This is a genomic window from Aggregatibacter actinomycetemcomitans, assembly GCF_023518055.1.
Classification (GTDB): domain Bacteria; phylum Pseudomonadota; class Gammaproteobacteria; order Enterobacterales; family Pasteurellaceae; genus Aggregatibacter; species Aggregatibacter actinomycetemcomitans.
Genome location: NZ_CP085096.1, coordinates 101,715 through 119,065, shown reverse-complemented (window position 1 = coordinate 119,065; position 17,351 = coordinate 101,715). Strand labels below are relative to the sequence as shown.

At 44.3% G+C, this 17,351-nt stretch carries 20 protein-coding genes and 1 pseudogene; 17 read left to right on the top strand and 4 right to left on the bottom strand.

Annotated elements, in window-relative coordinates:
• Nucleotides 1-33 precede the first annotated feature (33 nt).
• On the bottom strand, nucleotides 34-477 hold the full coding sequence (locus LIN98_RS00600; RefSeq protein ID WP_005540737.1) for a hypothetical protein: 444 nt from the start codon (nucleotides 475-477) through the stop codon (nucleotides 34-36).
• A 172-nt stretch (nucleotides 478-649) separates the two neighbouring features.
• On the opposite strand from LIN98_RS00600, the gene tpiA reads away from it, so the two are divergent.
• From tpiA to LIN98_RS10465, 17 genes and pseudogenes are all read left to right on the top strand, one after another.
• Nucleotides 650-1,417: a triose-phosphate isomerase gene (gene tpiA / locus LIN98_RS00595; RefSeq protein ID WP_249856127.1), complete on the top strand. Its 768-nt coding sequence runs from the start codon at nucleotides 650-652 to the stop codon at nucleotides 1,415-1,417.
• Nucleotides 1,418-1,528: 111 nt separating this feature from the next.
• Complete coding sequence (gene menB / locus LIN98_RS00590) at nucleotides 1,529-2,386, top strand: 1,4-dihydroxy-2-naphthoyl-CoA synthase (RefSeq protein ID WP_005567937.1); 858 nt, start codon at nucleotides 1,529-1,531, stop codon at nucleotides 2,384-2,386.
• A 39-nt stretch (nucleotides 2,387-2,425) separates the two neighbouring features.
• The gene (locus tag LIN98_RS00585; protein ID WP_005567940.1) at nucleotides 2,426-2,845 is read left to right on the top strand and encodes a nucleotidyltransferase substrate binding protein; all 420 of its coding nucleotides are present in this window, start codon (nucleotides 2,426-2,428) and stop codon (nucleotides 2,843-2,845) included.
• Entirely contained in the window at nucleotides 2,827-3,156 is a 330-nt protein-coding gene (locus LIN98_RS00580) for a nucleotidyltransferase domain-containing protein (RefSeq protein ID WP_005540730.1), read from the top strand. The genes LIN98_RS00585 and LIN98_RS00580 overlap by 19 nt, the downstream gene beginning before the upstream one ends.
• Nucleotides 3,137-4,138, top strand: coding sequence for an o-succinylbenzoate synthase (gene menC / locus LIN98_RS00575; RefSeq protein ID WP_005567943.1), 1,002 nt, complete (start codon nucleotides 3,137-3,139; stop codon nucleotides 4,136-4,138). The genes LIN98_RS00580 and menC overlap by 20 nt, the downstream gene beginning before the upstream one ends.
• Before the next feature lie 98 nt (nucleotides 4,139-4,236).
• Nucleotides 4,237-4,713: a type II 3-dehydroquinate dehydratase gene (gene aroQ, locus LIN98_RS00570; protein ID WP_005567945.1), complete on the top strand. Its 477-nt coding sequence runs from the start codon at nucleotides 4,237-4,239 to the stop codon at nucleotides 4,711-4,713.
• A gap of 123 nt (nucleotides 4,714-4,836) precedes the next feature.
• Nucleotides 4,837-5,304 carry an acetyl-CoA carboxylase biotin carboxyl carrier protein gene (gene accB / locus LIN98_RS00565; protein ID WP_005547578.1) on the top strand — a complete coding sequence of 156 codons (468 nt, stop codon included), beginning with the start codon at nucleotides 4,837-4,839 and terminating at the stop codon, nucleotides 5,302-5,304.
• Nucleotides 5,305-5,346: 42 nt separating this feature from the next.
• The gene (gene accC / locus LIN98_RS00560; protein ID WP_005567947.1) at nucleotides 5,347-6,693 is read left to right on the top strand and encodes an acetyl-CoA carboxylase biotin carboxylase subunit; all 1,347 of its coding nucleotides are present in this window, start codon (nucleotides 5,347-5,349) and stop codon (nucleotides 6,691-6,693) included.
• Nucleotides 6,694-6,990: 297 nt separating this feature from the next.
• A complete protein-coding gene (locus LIN98_RS00555) occupies nucleotides 6,991-7,755 on the top strand; it encodes a Slam-dependent surface lipoprotein (protein ID WP_005588496.1) in 765 nt (254 codons plus the stop codon).
• Nucleotides 7,756-7,819: 64 nt separating this feature from the next.
• Nucleotides 7,820-9,262, top strand: coding sequence for a surface lipoprotein assembly modifier (locus tag LIN98_RS00550; protein ID WP_005588498.1), 1,443 nt, complete (start codon nucleotides 7,820-7,822; stop codon nucleotides 9,260-9,262).
• A gap of 23 nt (nucleotides 9,263-9,285) precedes the next feature.
• A complete protein-coding gene (locus LIN98_RS00545; protein WP_005547570.1) occupies nucleotides 9,286-9,558 on the top strand; it encodes a YhdT family protein in 273 nt (90 codons plus the stop codon).
• Entirely contained in the window at nucleotides 9,555-10,991 is a 1,437-nt protein-coding gene (panF, locus tag LIN98_RS00540) for a sodium/pantothenate symporter (protein WP_005567952.1), read from the top strand. The genes LIN98_RS00545 and panF overlap by 4 nt, the downstream gene beginning before the upstream one ends.
• Before the next feature lie 18 nt (nucleotides 10,992-11,009).
• Nucleotides 11,010-11,552 (top strand): protein adenylyltransferase Fic, encoded by a 543-nt coding sequence (fic, locus tag LIN98_RS00535; RefSeq protein WP_014167442.1) that lies wholly within the window; start codon nucleotides 11,010-11,012, stop codon nucleotides 11,550-11,552.
• 12 nt (nucleotides 11,553-11,564) lie between these two features.
• Nucleotides 11,565-12,449, top strand: coding sequence for a 50S ribosomal protein L11 methyltransferase (gene prmA / locus LIN98_RS00530; protein WP_005567957.1), 885 nt, complete (start codon nucleotides 11,565-11,567; stop codon nucleotides 12,447-12,449).
• Between the two features lie 310 nt (nucleotides 12,450-12,759).
• The gene (dusB, locus tag LIN98_RS00525) at nucleotides 12,760-13,743 is read left to right on the top strand and encodes a tRNA dihydrouridine synthase DusB (RefSeq protein ID WP_249856181.1); all 984 of its coding nucleotides are present in this window, start codon (nucleotides 12,760-12,762) and stop codon (nucleotides 13,741-13,743) included.
• Nucleotides 13,737-14,036, top strand: a complete 300-nt coding sequence (gene fis, locus LIN98_RS00520) for a DNA-binding transcriptional regulator Fis (protein ID WP_005540710.1) — start codon at nucleotides 13,737-13,739, stop codon at nucleotides 14,034-14,036. Before dusB ends, fis begins: the two co-directional genes overlap by 7 nt.
• A 175-nt stretch (nucleotides 14,037-14,211) precedes the next feature.
• Nucleotides 14,212-14,374 (top strand): annotated as a pseudogene (locus LIN98_RS10465) (phosphoribosylformylglycinamidine synthase subunit PurQ); the annotation flags it as partial.
• A 277-nt stretch (nucleotides 14,375-14,651) separates the two neighbouring features.
• Here LIN98_RS10465 and LIN98_RS00515 read toward each other — a convergent pair.
• The 3 genes from LIN98_RS00515 to LIN98_RS00505 form a co-directional block, all read right to left on the bottom strand.
• Nucleotides 14,652-15,206 (bottom strand): DUF5358 domain-containing protein, encoded by a 555-nt coding sequence (locus tag LIN98_RS00515; protein WP_005540709.1) that lies wholly within the window; start codon nucleotides 15,204-15,206, stop codon nucleotides 14,652-14,654.
• Between the two features lie 148 nt (nucleotides 15,207-15,354).
• Nucleotides 15,355-15,678 carry a ribosome-associated translation inhibitor RaiA gene (gene raiA / locus LIN98_RS00510; protein ID WP_005540708.1) on the bottom strand — a complete coding sequence of 108 codons (324 nt, stop codon included), beginning with the start codon at nucleotides 15,676-15,678 and terminating at the stop codon, nucleotides 15,355-15,357.
• Nucleotides 15,679-15,905: 227 nt separating this feature from the next.
• Entirely contained in the window at nucleotides 15,906-17,279 is a 1,374-nt protein-coding gene (locus tag LIN98_RS00505) for an alanine/glycine:cation symporter family protein (protein WP_005547554.1), read from the bottom strand.
• Nucleotides 17,280-17,351: the final 72 nt, after the last annotated feature.

Below are 17,351 nucleotides of genomic sequence, written 5' to 3'. Positions count from 1 at the left end.
ATTCACGACAAATGTCCACCGCACTTTTTCTCATCAACCTGCCAAATTCAATTCAAACACCGATTTCTTCGGATTTAAGCGGAAGCCTTCCTGTTCCAGCAAATGGTGTTGTTGTCTGTCCTGTTCTATCACCAAGCGGGTGGATTGGGTGTAGCTGACAAATTCTTTGGCTTTGGCGATAAGTGCGGTGTAAATGTCGTTCGTTTGATTGCCGTCGCGCACGAAAATATCCGTTAATTGCCAGTAACGTTGTAATTGAAGGGAGGAAAGGCGGGGGTAAAGCTGAATAAAACCGACTGCCTGTTGTGATTGATCGAGCGCGAGGAAAAAAATGCTTTCACCGAAGCGAATACGATTGGAAAGAAAAGTGAACGTCCGTTCCGGGTTTTCCGCCATGCCGTGGGAAAGACGGTAGGCTTCAAATAACGGCAGGAGGGTTTCTACGTTCCATTGTTCAGCTTTGAAAATTTTAATCATGGGCAATTGGTCATTTTTTGTTAAATTTATACAGTAGATTGTATCTTTTTACCCCAAAAGAATCATCTGTTGCAAAGAAAATTTTTTAGAACGGTAATTTTTTTACCGAAAAAGCGGGCGATTTTTGTTATAGTAGGTGCAGTTTTTATTCAATTAAATTAAGGAGAAAAAAATGGCTCGTCGTCCTTTAGTTATGGGTAACTGGAAATTAAACGGTAGCAAAGCGTTCACCAGAGAATTAATTACCGGTTTGAAGGAAGAATTGCATGGTGTGACCGGTTGTAATGTGGCAATTGCTCCGCCGGTGATGTATTTGGCGGAAGCGGAAGCTGCGCTGGTTGGCAGTCAAATTGTTTTAGGTGCACAAAACGTTGATGTGAACGTGAAAGGTGCATTCACCGGCGATATTTCTACCGAAATGTTAAAAGATTTCGGCGCGAAATATATCATTATTGGTCACTCCGAACGTCGTACTTATCATAAAGAAAGCGATGAATTCGTGGCGAAAAAATTCGGTGCGTTAAAAGAAGCGGGCTTGGTGCCGGTGTTATGTATCGGTGAATCCGAAGCGGAAAACGAAGCAGGAAAAACCGAAGAAGTGTGCGCCCGTCAAATTGACGCGGTGATTAACCTGTTAGGCGTGGAAGCCTTCAATGGCGCGGTGATTGCCTACGAACCGATTTGGGCAATCGGCACCGGGAAATCTGCCACTCCGGCGCAAGCGCAAGCGGTACACGCGTTCATTCGCGGTCATATCGCGAAAAAATCCCAAGCGGTTGCCGATCAAGTTATTATTCAATACGGCGGTTCCGTAAACGATGCCAACGCGGCGGAATTGTTCACCCAACCGGATATTGACGGTGCATTGGTGGGCGGCGCGTCCTTAAAAGCCCCGGTATTTGCGGTTATCGTAAAAGCAGCGGCAAAAGCGAAAAACTAATTTCCTTTCTTCTGCTCAGGGTCGGTCAAGCCGACCCTTTTTGTTTTCAGATTTCACAAACTTCCGCTATAATGACCGCACTTTTTTAACCTTAATTTAAAGGAATTTCTCATGCAAAATCCGAAAGATGATGTGTTTTATGCGCCGGTAGAGTGGATCGATCACAGCGCGGGCTACACCGATATTCGTTACCACAAATCCACCGATGGCATTGCCAAAATCACCATCAACCGCCCGGAAGTGCGCAATGCGTTCCGTCCGCAAACCGTGAAAGAAATGATTAACGCTTTTGCCGACGCGCGTTTCGACGAAAAAATCGGCGTCATCGTGTTGACCGGTGAAGGCGAAAAAGCGTTCTGTTCCGGTGGCGACCAAAAAGTACGCGGCGACTACGGCGGCTATAAAGACGACAGCGGTGTGCATCATCTGAATGTATTGGATTTCCAACGTGATATTCGCACCTGCCCGAAACCGGTAGTGGCAATGGTGGCGGGTTACGCCATCGGCGGCGGTCATGTGTTACACATGATGTGCGATCTCACCATTTCCGCCGATAACGCCATTTACGGGCAAACCGGTCCGAAAGTGGGTTCTTTCGACGGCGGCTGGGGAGCAAGCTACATGGCGCGTATCATCGGTCAGAAAAAAGCGCGCGAAATCTGGTTTCTGTGCCGTCAGTACAACGCGCAGGAAGCCTTGGATATGGGCTTGGTGAACACCGTTGTGCCTTATGCCGAGTTGGAAAAAGAAACCGTTCGCTGGTGTCGTGAAATGTTACGCAACAGCCCGATTGCCTTACGTTGCCTAAAAGCGGCGTTAAATGCGGATTGCGACGGTCAATCCGGCCTGCAGGAACTCGCCGGCAATGCCACCATGTTGTTCTACATGACCGAAGAAGGGCAGGAAGGGCGCAACGCCTTCAACGAAAAACGCGCCCCGGATTTCGGCAAGTTCAAACGTAATCCTTAATTTCCCTGCTTCGTACGGTTAACTCATTAGGAATAGAATATGCAGCAAGATGATGTTCGTTGGAAACAACGCTTTGAAAATTATAAGAGGGCGTTAAATCAACTTGAAACCGCACTTCATGAGTATGCAGATACCAACCTTGATATTATTAAGGAGGGCATTATTCAGCGTTTTGAGTTTACCCATGAACTGGCATGGAAATTAATGCAGGATATTTTACAGGCGGAAGGTGTTGTGGATATTTTGGGTTCCCGTACCGCCACTCGCATGGCGTTTAATCGTGGATTGATTCAACAAGGTGATATATGGCTTGAAATGGTGAAAAGTCGAAATATCACCGTGCATACCTATGATGAAAAAATTCTGGCGCAAGAGTTTAGTAAAATTATGACACTTTATTTACCCCTTTTTCTTCAATTTAAACAACGGGTTGAACAATTATGTCAAAGTTTGGATTAAGCGATAAATCTATTGAGCAGATCCATTCGATTTTGAGAAAATATCCTGAGATTGAAACGGCAGTTATTTATGGTTCCAGAGCGAAGGGAAACTATAGGGAAGGTTCCGATGTTGATTTAACCTTAAAAGGTGAAAATCTTACTTATTCTGTATTGTTGAAGATTGCGGGCGAATTGGATGATTCTGATTCGCCGTATTTATTTGATTTATCTATTTATCATCAACTGTCAAATCCTGATTTCATTGAACATATTGATCGAGTAGGTCAAGTCTTTTATCAAAGAGAAAACGATGACGAATCGAAGTTATAATCTTTACCGCTATGCCATTCCTGTAGATTCCCAACTGATTTTACGTAATCGTTTTTTGAAAAAACGCGAGGGGTTGTTGGTGAAAGTCTGTTGCGGTGAACATAAAGGCTGGGGCGAAATTGCGCCGTTGCCGGAATTTAGCCAAGAAACTTTAGACGAGGCGCAGGCGCAGGCAATTGAATGGCTGAAAAAATGGGATGAAGCGCGCCGTTGCAATGTGAAACTGGAACTCACGCCGGATTTATATCCTTCCGTGGCGTTCGGTTTAAGTTGTGCGTTAATGGAAATGAAAGGCAGGTTGGATGACGAGGGAAACTATCAGGTGGCGCCGTTGTGTTATGGCGATCCGGATGAGTTGTATGAACCGCTGGATCGGATGCAGGGCGAAAAGGTCGCCAAGATTAAAGTGGGGATGTATGAAGCCAACCGCGACGGCATGATTGCGGATATGTTGTTGGAGGCTATTCCCGATTTGCAACTTCGTTTGGATGCCAACCGCAGCTGGACGCCCGCTAAAGCACAGCTTTTCGCCAAATATGTGAAACCCGGGCATCGTGCGCGCATCCAGTTTTTGGAAGAACCGTGCAAAACCCGTGAGGAAAGCCGTCAATTCGCCGCCGAAACAGGCATTAATATCGCCTGGGATGAAAGCGTGCGTGAACCTGGTTTTTGCGTGGAAAAAGAACCGCACTTGGCGGCGATTGTAATTAAACCGACCTTGGTGGGATCTATCGAGCACTGCACCGCATTGATTGAACAAGCGCACGTGCTGGGAATTAAAGCGGTGATCAGTTCCAGTATCGAAAGCAGCTTCGGTTTAACCCAACTGGCGCGCATGGCGCAGCAATATACGCCGAATGTCACACCGGGGCTGGATACGTTAAGTTTAATGGATTATCAATTGGTGAGACGCTGGCCGGGTTCCGATTTGCCTTTGGTGGGATTGGATTCCGAATTTGTTAGCGAAGTTAAAGTAGATTAAAAGTGCGGTAGGTTTTCGCGACGTTTTACAAATTAATGCAGTCGAAAAGTGGAAAATCATTAAATCCTTAATAAGCAAGTGAATGAGAGGAGTAGAATATGTCATCAAAATACAATATCTTGCTGTTAAACGGTCCGAATTTGAATATGTTAGGTGTGCGTGAGCCGAGCCATTACGGGCATTTATCTTTAGGCATGATCGAAGCCAAAATGCACCAGCTGGCAGGGCTGCAAGGCGTCGCATTAACCTGCTTTCAAGCCAATAGCGAAGAAAAATTAATCGAACAAATCCATCAAAGTTTTCAAAAAGTGGATTTTATTATCATTAATCCTGCCGCTTATACGCATACCAGCGTTGCCTTGCGAGACGCGTTATTGGCGGTGGCGATTCCTTTTGTGGAAGTGCATTTGTCCAACATTCACAAACGCGAACCGTTCCGTCACCATTCCTATTTCAGCGATGTGGCGGAAAGCGTGATTTGCGGCTGTGGCGCTCAGGGTTACGAATTTGCCCTGCAATTCGCGTTAAATTATCTGGCAAAAAAGCGAAATTCAGCGAAAATTGACGAAAAATAACAGAATTTTGTCGCCAAAATGATTATTTTCAGGTAATCTCTCGGGCAAAAATTTAAACTTAATCCGGACCGCACTTTTTTCACGAAAAGTGCGGTTGAAATTTGCATCTTTTAGGAAACAATTATGGACATTCGTAAAATTAAAAAATTAATCGAACTCGTCGAAGAATCGGGCATTATGGAGCTTGAGATCTCCGAAGGTGAGGAATCGGTTCGTATTAATCGCGGTTCTCCGGCTTCCGTTCAATATACCGTGCCAATGGCGGCACCGGCTGCGCCTGTTGCCGCACCGACCCCATCCGCACCGGCAGCAAGTCCTGCCCCGGCTGCAGCGCCTGCGGCTTCCGAAGAAGTTGCCGGACATAAAATCCGTTCTCCGATGGTGGGAACTTTCTATCGCAGCCCAAGCCCTGAAGCGAAGGCTTTTGTTGACGTGGGTCAAACTGTGAAAGTGGGCGACGCCCTTTGTATCGTTGAAGCGATGAAAATGATGAACCGCATTGAAGCGGATAAAGCAGGTGTAGTTAAAGCTATTCTGGTAAATGATGGTGATCCTGTTGAATTTGATGAGCCGTTGATTATTATCGAATAATTCGCACAACAGACCATAATTTAAACAAAGAATGGATTGATTATGTTAGAAAAAGTTGTCATTGCCAATCGCGGTGAAATCGCACTGCGAATTTTGCGCGCTTGCAAAGAATTAGGCATTAAAACCGTCGCCGTACATTCCACCGCAGACCGTGAATTGAAACACGTTCTGCTTGCCGATGAAACCGTATGTATCGGTCCGGCCCAATCGGCAAAAAGTTATTTAAATATCCCGGCGATTATTGCCGCCGCCGAAGTGACCGGCGCCGACGCTATTCACCCGGGCTATGGTTTCCTTTCCGAAAATGCCGATTTCGCCGAGCAGGTGGAAAGTTCAGGTTTCATTTTTATCGGTCCGACCGCTGATGTGATTCGTTTAATGGGTGATAAAGTATCCGCCATTAACGCCATGAAAAAAGCCGGCGTGCCTTGCGTGCCGGGTTCTGACGGTCCGTTAAGTTCCGACATCGCGAAAAATAAAGAAATCGCCAAACGTATCGGCTACCCGATTATTATCAAAGCCTCCGGTGGCGGTGGTGGTCGTGGTATGCGCGTGGTGCGTAGTGAAGATACTTTGGAAGAATCTATTGCCATGACCAAAGCGGAAGCCAAAGCCGCTTTTAACAACGACATGGTTTACATGGAAAAATATTTGGAAAACCCACGCCATGTGGAAATCCAAGTATTAGCCGACACCCACGGCAACGCAGTATATCTTGCAGAACGTGATTGCTCCATGCAGCGTCGCCACCAAAAAGTGGTGGAAGAAGCACCGGCCCCGGGCATTGCCGAAGAAGTGCGTCGCGACATCGGTTCCCGCTGTGCGAAAGCCTGCGTAGAAATCGGTTACCGTGGTGCGGGTACTTTTGAGTTCTTGTATGAAAACGGCGAATTCTATTTCATTGAAATGAACACCCGTATTCAGGTAGAGCACCCGGTGACCGAAATGATCACTGGTGTGGATTTGGTGAAAGAACAATTACATATCGCTTCCGGCTTGCCGATTTCCTTTAAACAGGAAGATATTAAAGTGAAAGGGCACGCTATTGAGTGTCGTATTAACGCGGAAGATCCGAAAACCTTCCTGCCTTCGCCGGGCAAAGTGGTGCATTTACACTCGCCGGGTGGATTGGGTGTGCGTTGGGATTCCCATATTTACGCCGGTTATACGGTTCCGCCGCACTATGATTCTATGATCGCGAAGCTCATCACTTACGGTGATGTCCGTGAAGTGGCGATTCGTCGTATGCAAAATGCGCTATCGGAAACTATCATTGACGGTATTAAAACCAATATCCCGTTACATGATCTTATTTTAGACGATGAAAACTTCCAAAAAGGTGGCACTAATATCCACTATTTGGAGAAAAAATTAGGTATGCACGAATAAGCCGCATATTTAGCCTTAACTTAATTTAATAAAGTGCGGTCAGAAAAAACAAAGTTTTTCAATGTGTTAAAGAACGTTTTAGGGATAGGTAAGCAAAGAAATGAGCTTATGAATAAAATATTCCGGTTTTTTTTCGCACTTTTATTAATTTTCAATAAACGTATTTTGTTTATTGTGTTAAACCGCCCAAGCAGTTTATGCGATTACGTCCACTTAAAAATTTCAAGCAGTTATAAAATTTAGTGGGATTATTAATTAAATATTAGACTATTACTTTAATTTCTAAGGAGTTTTTTTATGAGTAATTTTAAACACTCAATTTCAAAATTGAGTCTTATTGTATTAACATCATTAACCGTTACAGCTTGCGGAAGTGGCGGCGGTGGTTCCGGTACTCCGACACCTGTAGTTAATACTGGCGCTGTATTTTCAGTTTCAGAAAAAGGTGATGTATCAAAAACTTCAATAAATAGTAATTCAAATCTAAAAGCGTTAGATATTGCTGGACATAAAATTAATCTACTTGAAGATTCTGATAGTTATAGTTTTATAGGCGAGAACAATAGCCTTTATCAATATGGTTATTTATCTTCTAAGACAGAAGATTTCCCTAATGATCAAGTATTTTACAATGGAGAAATTGCTAAAAATATCCCTAATGCGGGTGAAGTCCGCTATTCCGGTAGTGTAGTTATAGGTGGTCAGAAGAGTGATGGCGCCCCTATCGGAGCTAGTGAGCAATTAACAAAAGGTAAAGCAGAAATTAGAGCTGATTTTGGGTCAAAAAAATTAGATGGTCGATTTATCTTTGGGCCAGGAACCTTAGAACGTAAAAATATGTCCGCTGATTCTCAAGTAATTAATATGAATGCAACTATTTCTAATAACAGTTTTGAGGGAAAAGCTACATCTAAGCATTTATCTGGCGAGGCTACCGTGGAGGGTAAATTCTATGGTAATAATGCCGAAGCATTGGCTGGCGCATTTCATAGATCAGGAGACAAACCTTGGTATGGTGCGTTTGGTGCAAAAAAAGATGACAGTGCTAAACCTAATCCATAGTTCTTAATGGATAGAATAAAGCAAGCTACGGCTTGCTTTATTCATTTCTACAAATTTATACGCAATGAAACTTAACCATTCTTTTTTCTTTTTTGCTTTGTCGCTTGCAGCAACAAGTATGGTCTACGCCGAAGAGAGACCGGAACCGAGAAATAATTTGCCGGAAGAGCGTATTCAAGTGGCGAAGCCTCAGCTTGCGCAACCGCAGCCGGTGCAAACAGAGAGTAGCGATAATAAGCACACCCTTTCCATCACCAAAGAAGAGCTGGCAAAGCATCCTGACTTAATTATTCGCGGGTTGATTCCGGCGGTGCTGCAGAATAATACGGAGGCGGTGGAACTGCTGTTGCCGTTATACCAGAATCTGCCACAGCAGGATCCATTTTTATTAGCTTGGGCGGAGGCCATTATAGCGACCAAACAAGGGAATTATTCCCGTGCGGTGCAGGAATATCGCACTTTGTTTGCACAACGTCCCGATATTTTGCAGTTGCGTTATCAATTAGCGCACGCGTTATTTTTGAATAATGATAACGAAGCAGCAAAAGATCAGTTCCAAAAACTCCGTGCGGAAGTGAATGATGAACAATCGCAGCACGTGATCGATCAGTATTTAACGGCGATCAACCAACGTGATCAATGGAGAATCAGCGGCGGTATTAGTTTTTTAAATGAATCGAACGTCAGTAATGCACCAAAAGCGGGTACACGTATCGGTGGCTGGCAGGCGTGGCAACGCGAATCGGCACACGGGCTTTCTTATTATCTCAGTAGTGAAAAGAAATGGTCGCTGCCAAAAAATGTTTTCGCCAAATTTATTTGGGACGGACAAGGCAAATATTATTGGGATAACAAGAAATATAACGAATTCAACGCCCGTATCGGGGCAGGCTTGGGCTATCAAACGGCAAATACCGAAGTGGTGTTGTTGCCTTTCGCCGAACGTCGTTGGTATTCCGGCGGATCTTCCGGCAGTGATGCTATGAAGCAATTTTCTAAAAACTCCGGCGTACGTTTTGAATTAAGCCATTGGTTTCATAAAATGTGGCAAATTTCCACCGCACTTGAGTATGGCGAACAGCGTTATGTGAAGCGCAAACATTTAAGCGGCAATAATTATTTGTGGTCGAACACTTTGTTATTCCTGCCTTACAGCGGGCAATATTGGTTTGCCGGGGTGGATTACAACCGCGAAAATACCCGTGATAGCGATAATGCCTATCAGCGTAAAAATCTTCGTTTGGGCTGGGTGCAGGAATGGCCGTTGGGCATTTCTACCCGCATTTCCCTTGCCTATGCCAGACGAACTTATAACAACATTGATTTCTTTAGCATTCGCCAAAAAAACAACGAATATCAAGCCGCACTTACTGTATGGCATCGTAACCTGTACTTTTTGGGCATCACTCCTAAACTAACATGGTCGTATCAAAAAAACGACAGCAATCATCCGTTTTATCGTTATGATAAAAACCGGATTTATTTAGAAATGAGCAAAACTTTTTAAGGTTTTCAATGAAGGATGATGTAATGGATTTACAACAACGCTATAAACAAGCCACGAAAGAAGCGCGGTGGTCGCTGGGTTTAACGCTGCTTTATGTGGTCGGTTGGTGCTTATGCGCGTATTTGCCAAAAGGTACGCACGGTCCTATGGGTTTTCCGTTGTGGTTTGAACTTGCCTGTATTTATCTGCCGATTCTGTTTATTGTGGTGGCATATTGGCTGATTAAAATTGTATTTCAGGATATTCCGTTGGATGTGGAATCCCAAACGCAAAACATGACGGAGAATAAACAGTGAATTTAGGCATCATTTTTCCGTTAGTGATTTACTTGGCGTTTGTATTCGGCGCGGCGATTTACGCTTATGTTAAACGCCAAAAAAGCGGCGATTTTCTTTCCGAATATTATGTGGGCAACCGCTCTATGACGGGCTTTGTGCTCGCCATGACCACCGCCTCCACTTATGCCAGTGCCAGTTCTTTCATCGGCGGACCGGGTGCCGCGTATAAATACGGCTTGGGTTGGGTGTTGCTTGCCATGATTCAAGTGCCGGCAGTGTGGTTGGCGCTCGGTGCTTTGGGGAAAAAATTCGCATTACTTTCCCGCAAAACCAACGCTTTAACAATCAACGATCTGCTTCTGTATCGCTACAAAAACAAATATTTAGTGTGGATTGCCTGTGTGGCGTTGCTTATCGCCTTTTTTGCCGCCATGACCGTGCAGTTTATCGGCGGCGCCCGTTTATTGGAGACTACCATCGGCATTCCTTATACCCAAGCCTTGTTGATTTTTGCCCTGACAGTGGGGATTTATACCTATGTCGGCGGCTTCCGCGCGGTGGTACTGACGGATACCATCCAAGGCACAGTGATGATTTTAGGCACCATTGTGTTATTGGTCGGTGTGATTTATCAGGTGGGCGGCATAGAAAGTGCGGTCAAAAAATTAACTGAAATCGACCCAAGTCTGGTTAGCCCGTACGGACCGAACGACATGCTGGATTTTCAATTCATGGCGTCCTTCTGGATTTTGGTGTGCTTTGGTGTGGTCGGCTTGCCGCACACGGCGGTACGTTGCATGGCATTTAAAGACAGCAAAGCCTTGCACAGCGGTATGCTTATTGGCACTATTGTGTTGACGGTGGTTATGTTAGGTATGCACTTGGCGGGCGCATTAGGTCGTGTTGTAGTGCCGGCTTTAACAGTGTCGGACAAAGTCATTCCAAGCCTAATGTTACAAGTGTTACCGCCTATCGTCGCGGGCATTTTCCTTGCCGCGCCGATGTCGGCAATCATGTCTACGGTGGATGCGCAGCTGATTCAATCTTCTTCCATTTTCGTGAAGGATTTATATTTAGCGACAAAACCACAGGCGGCGCAAAATCAAAAACGTATCGGGCGAATCTCCTCAATAATTACGTTAATTTTGACCGCACTTTTAATCTTCGCCTCCCTCAATCCGCCGGATATGATCATTTGGCTGAATCTGTTTGCCTTCGGTGGGTTGGAAGCGGCATTTTTGTGGGCCATCATATTCGGCTTATATTGGGATAAAGCCAATGCCTACGGCGCGATCAGCTCCATGTTAGCAGGCTTAATCTCATTTATTTTGCTCACCCAATTCGGCATTAAATTATTCGGCTTCAACCCTATTGTCCCGGCGCTGGTGTTCGGTTTGGCGGCGTTTTTGGTGGGAAATAAAATAGGAGGAATTGCTGATAAAGTGCGGTGAAAATAACGGGTGAATTCAATGAAAAAAACAGATCAGCAAAGTTTAGAAAATGCTTACCGCTTGTTTGAAACGGGTGATATTCATCAAATGGAAGTAGGAACTACGCGGGGATTGCAGCAGATTCATCGCTATTTATTTCAAGATTTGTATGAGTTTGCCGGCGTGATTCGGGAACAAAATATTTCCAAGGGAAATTTTCGTTTTGCCAACTCGCTTTATTTAAAGGAGGCGTTAGGGAAAATAGAGCAAATGCCCGAAAGCAGTTTTGAAGAAATTATTAACAAATATGTGGAAATGAATATTGCGCATCCGTTTTGGGAAGGAAATGGACGTTCAACCCGTATTTGGTTAGATTTAATTTTAAAGAAAAACTTAGGCAAAGTGGTTAATTGGCAAAATGTAGATAAAACGTTGTATTTACAAGCTATGGAGCGCAGTCCGATTAATGATTTGGAAATTCGCTTTTTATTACAAAGTAATTTGACTGATGATGTGAATAACCGTGAGATGATTTTTAAAGGTATTGAGCAATCTTATTATTACGAAGGTTACGGGAAATAATAAGGAATAAGTATGGCTTGGATTCAAATTCGCCTGAACAGTACTAACGAAAAGGCAGAGCAACTCAGTGATTTCTTAGAAGAAATCGGATCGGTATCAGTGACTTTTATGGACAGTCAGGACACGCCGATTTTTGAGCCGCTGCAGGGGGAAACCCGTTTGTGGGGTAATACGGATGTGATTGCTTTGTTTGATGCGGAAACCGACATGAACGCGGTGGTGACGCAGCTTAAACAGGCAAAGTATTTGGACAATCATGCCGCTTATAAAATCGAGCAAATCGAAGATAAAGATTGGGAACGTGAATGGATGGATAATTTCCACCCGATGCAATTCGGCAAGCGCTTGTGGATTTGTCCGAGTTGGCGTGAAGTGCCTGATCCTAACGCAGTAAACGTGATGCTTGATCCGGGGCTGGCGTTCGGTACGGGAACCCACCCGACTACGGCGTTATGCCTGGAGTGGCTGGACGGCTTAGGTTTGCAAGGCAAAACTGTGATTGATTTCGGTTGCGGTTCCGGCATTCTTGCCATTGCGGCGTTGAAACTGGGGGCAAAAAGTGCGGTGGGTATTGACATCGATCCGCAGGCGATTCTGGCAAGTCGCAATAATGCAGAGCAAAACGGCGTCGCCGATCGTTTGCAGCTGTGTTTGTCTGATGAAAGACCATCGGATTTAAACGCCGATGTAGTGGTGGCGAACATTCTCGCCGGTCCGTTAAAAGAGCTTTATCCCGTGATTAGCCAATTGGTGAAACCGAACGGTGATTTGGGTTTATCGGGTATTCTGGCAACCCAGGCGCAGTCCGTGTGCAATGTTTATGCCGAGGGTTTTGTGTTGGCGCTGGTGGCAGAACGTGAAGAATGGTGTCGGATTACGGGCAAGCTGAAATGTTGAATCATGCCCTATGACATAAAAGTGCGGTGGTTTTTAGCGGTGTTTTCAAGCGCTGAAAAACAGTGAAAAAAATCACCGCACTTTTTGTTTTCCCCCTTCAATTACTTCAAAATCCATATAAAATTTATGGATAATGTCAAGCCTTTCTTATGATTTTTTTTCAGAAATTTGACGAAGTTAAAAGAATGAAAAAAAATTACAGATTGTCTAAAAAATACACTTTTCAAACGCCCTAAAAGTGCGTATGATAGCCCACCTTGTCGGTTGGCAAGGGCATTTGGTCAAGTTGCCGGAAAGTAGTGGGGTCGCGGTGCGCATTGGTTCTTATCAATTAAAAAATCGCATTTTATTGGCTCCTATGGCGGGTGTTACCGATTTGCCTTTTCGGCGAATTTGCGCCAATTATGGTGCAGGTTTGACCTTCTCCGAAATGATGTCAACCAATCCACAGGTATGGTATACCGAGAAATCGAAACTGCGCTTGGCGCATCACCAAGAAGCAGGGATTAATGCCGTACAAATCGCGGGTTCCGATCCTGATGGAATGGCGCAAGCCGCTCAAGTGAATGTGGAATACGGCGCTCAGATTATCGATATTAATATGGGCTGTCCAGCAAAAAAGGTGAATCGTAAAATGGCGGGTTCCGCCCTTTTGCAATATCCTGACTTGGTTCGACGGATTCTTGAGGCTGTGGTGAAAGCAGTTAAGGTTCCGGTAACCTTGAAGATTCGCACAGGTTGGGATATGGAAAATCGAAATTGTGTAGAAATCGCCAAAATCGCAGAACAAAGCGGAATTCAAGCGCTCACCGTGCATGGTCGTACGCGCGCCTGTAAATTTGAAGGTGTGGCGGAATACGATTCCATTAAAGCGGTGAAGCAAAATGTTTCCCTTCCGGTGATTGCCAACGGCGATATAACTTTTGCCGAACAAGCCAAATTCGTTCTCGATTACACGGGGGCGGACGGCATAATGATCGGACGTGGTGCATTGGGGCGACCTTGGTTGTTTCAAACGGTGGTCGGCTTAATTGAGCAACATTCGATCGTTGCGGAACCAAGTTTAGAAGAAAAATGTAGTGTGATTTTGCAGCATATCCGCGATCTTCATCGATTTTACGGCGAAGAAAAAGGGTATCGCATCGCACGCAAGCATATCACTTGGTACTTACAGGATATTCACCCCGATTCTGTTTTTAAGCAACGTTTTAATGCGCTAACCTCCGCTAAAGAGCAATTACACGCGTTAGAACAATTTTTTAAGTTAATATTTACATGGATAGAACAATGTTAGAACAACAACGCAATCCGGCTGAAGCGTTAACGGTTTCAGTATTAAATTCTCAGTCACAAGTAACCAATAAACCTCTGCGTGATTCGGTAAAACAGGCTTTAAGAAACTACTTGTCTCAATTAGACGGTCAAGATGTGAATGAGCTTTATGAATTGGTCTTGGCAGAAGTTGAACATCCGATGTTAGATATGGTGATGCAATATACCCGTGGTAATCAGACCCGTGCGGCGACAATGCTTGGTATTAACCGCGGTACATTGCGTAAAAAATTAAAAAAATACGGTATGGGTTAGTTTTTAACTCATTTTTTACCATCGCCCTTGTCCTGTTGACAAGGGTTTTTTATTGTGAACCCGTGTATCGAGTATTTATTCCTAGTCTCCTAAAGCCATTTACATCGCTCATAACTGCGGACTAAACGGGGTAGCGCATTGAACGTAGCTTGATGTGAACCAATCGCTAGACGAAAAAACGCAGGAAGAACTGACCGCACTTCAATCAAAACTTGATCGTGGTACAGTACAACGACAACCACCTTAACCTAACAAACAGCATTCGGCAAACCCGAACGGATCCGTCCTTGGTATCAGTCCTTTCCAACACCAATGGCCGCATCGACATCATGATGCCACGTACGTATACAGAAATTAGACCACAGTCATTTCTAACTACATTTTTCACATACAAAAGTACTGATAGTTTTCGCTATAACTGTTTTTCTTTAGATTTAGGCGGGTTATTCCAAGCCGATAACTTCTCGGCCGTTGTGGGAAGGTTCTTCAATTTTACTTTTTTCACATTTTGCGTGTAGCCTATGATAGGTTTGTTATTGAATAAATAAGCTTTTTTGTGGCATCACAATAAAACGTACTCCTGCTTCCTGAAGTACGTTTGGTTTTTCCGGAATATTAGAGTAGCAATGTAGTACCCCATTTTATGATATCAAAGAAGAATCTATTTTCACTGGTAGCAACCCCTTGATCCGAATTCTCTCCACCTTCGGTTTTCTTTTCTTCAATCATACCATTCTTATATTTACCTTTAACTACATCTAAATCATCACGGGCATTAGTGCGTAAGGTTTGGCATTTAAAATGATCTAAATACTCAACTTCTTCAAATTTAAATTTCTTATATTGATAAGTAGCGTATAACATAGATTTTTCATCATTTTGAATTATTTTTAAGTATTTTTCTCCGATGATGTTTTCTAATGGATATAAGAGTATGTATTGAGAATAAATATAAGTATCTTCCCGAGAAAAATGTTCTTTTTGTATTCGGGTTAAATTAGGGTAAATACACTGTTCTGCTTGCTTACTATCAAAAGCCCAACGTTTTGCATCAATGTCAGATAGTAGATAATCGGCGCCGGCAAATTCTCCCGGGATTGGTGTTATAGGATCGTCTGCACATCCGACTAATAGTAATGTAACTACAGAAAAAATAACTTTTTTTAACATTCCTTAGCCTTATGAATTTAAAGAAAGCGAAGCTGTATTCTAGCAATAAGTTATCTATTGATAAATGGTTTGTTTATAGGAAAGGACAAGAAGGGGGAGAAAATTAGAAACCGCACTTCTAAAGTGCGGTCATTTTCACGGGTGTTTTTTATTCATTAAACGAATCTTTTAAGCGTTCTTCTGCGCGGCGGGATTCACTCTTATGCTGTAGCTTGTTGAGCTGTCTCTCCAATTTTTCTTCTACGTCGTTGATGGCTTTGTACATATCTTCCTCTTCGGCACTGGCAATCAGATTGCCGAACGGGGTGCCGATGGAAGCATCAACAGAGAAGCCCTTAGGGGTTTTATTTAAAATAAAGTGAGGATTTATCAGTTGGGTATGCCATTTTTTCAGTTTGCTGAGTCGTTCTTCAACGTGGGCGCGGATTGCAGGGGTTATATCCATTTGTTTGCTTGTGATATTTAATGTCATAGCATTTACCTCTTATTGTTGTGAATGGGTCGAAGACCCGGTTAAAATCCTTAGTTACAACATAGTTATGTTGATTGGACTTTTCAAGGTTTTTTTGATGGTTGGAGGAGAAAATCCGAAAAATATGATCTGGGTCTGATAATTGAAAAAAGAAACCTTTTTTGTGAACCAAAATTGTTATGATAAAGCGGATATTGTTTTTTAATATCCGCTTTTACACCATCACATTACGCCATTTCATCCAGGTCGCGTTGGTTGGTTTTCAAACGGGTAAAATAATCTTTGGTTTCCTCAATCACCACTTTACGTAAGCCGATTAACGCCACCAAATTCGGGAAAACCATTAGACCGTTGACGATATCCGCCAGAATCCAAATGAGATTTAACTGAATAAACGCCCCGCAGCCGACCAACGCAATGAAAACGGCGCGGTAAAGTTTAATGCCTTTGATACCGACCAAATACACAAAACAGCGTTCGCCGTAATAACACCAGCCGAGAATCGTGGTAAAAGCGAAAAATAACAAGCCAATGGTCACAATAGTCGCGCCGACAGAGGAGTTTAAGCCGCTTGAAAAAGCGAAATTGGTGACGGCGGCGCCTTCCATGCCGGGCGATTGCCATGCGCCGGTAAGTACTAACACAATGCCCGTCATGGTGCAGACAATGATCGTATCAAGGAACGTGCCGGTCATGGAAATCAACCCTTGACGCACCGGTTCTTTGGTTTGCGCGGCAGCGGCGGCAATAGGTGCACTTCCTAAGCCCGATTCATTAGAGAAAATCCCCCGCGCCACGCCCGATTGAATGGCTTTCATGACGCTAAAGCCCAGCGCGCCGCCCAATGCTGCTTCCGGATTGAAAGCGCTATGAACGATTAACTGAAGTGCGGTCGGAATTTTTTCTAAATTTAACAGCATAATGACGATGGAAGTGGCGACATAAGATAACGCCATAAACGGCACGATGTAAGAGGACACCAAGGCGATACGTTTTACCCCACCGAGAATAATCAAGCCCACTAAAATAGTGATAACCGCCGCCGTGGCAGGAATCGGAATGCTGAAGGTGTCGTTCATAGCGTGGGTGATGGCGTTTACTTGCGGGAAAGTACCGATGCCGAAAAATGCCACCAGCACGCCGAACACGGCAAACAGCTTCGCCAGCCAGCCTAAGCCGAGACCGCGCTCAATGTAATACATCGGACCGCCCGCCATAAAGCCGTTTTTATCCCTCACGCGATATTTCACCGCCAGTAAACATTCGGCGTATTTGGTCGCCATGCCGAGCAATGCCACCAACCACATCCAGAAAATCGCACCCGGTCCGCCCGCCTGTACGGCAGTGGCAACGCCCACGATATTTCCCGTGCCGATGGTGGCGGCAAGGGCGGTGCATAGCGCGGCGAAAGAGGACACGTCGCCTTTTTGCTGCAAACCGGAATCCCGTTTAAATAAATAGCGCAATGCGCGCGGCAATTGGATGATTTGAATGAAGCCCAGACGCAGGGTTAAATATAATCCCGTGCCGGATAATAAAATGAGTAGGGGCGGTCCCCATACGAAAGTATTTATTGCAGATAAAACGCCTTCTAATGACATTTGAGGTTCCTCGTAAATAACCAAATTACAAGGAGGCGAAAAGAATGTTGCGGATCAACAAAATGAAAAATT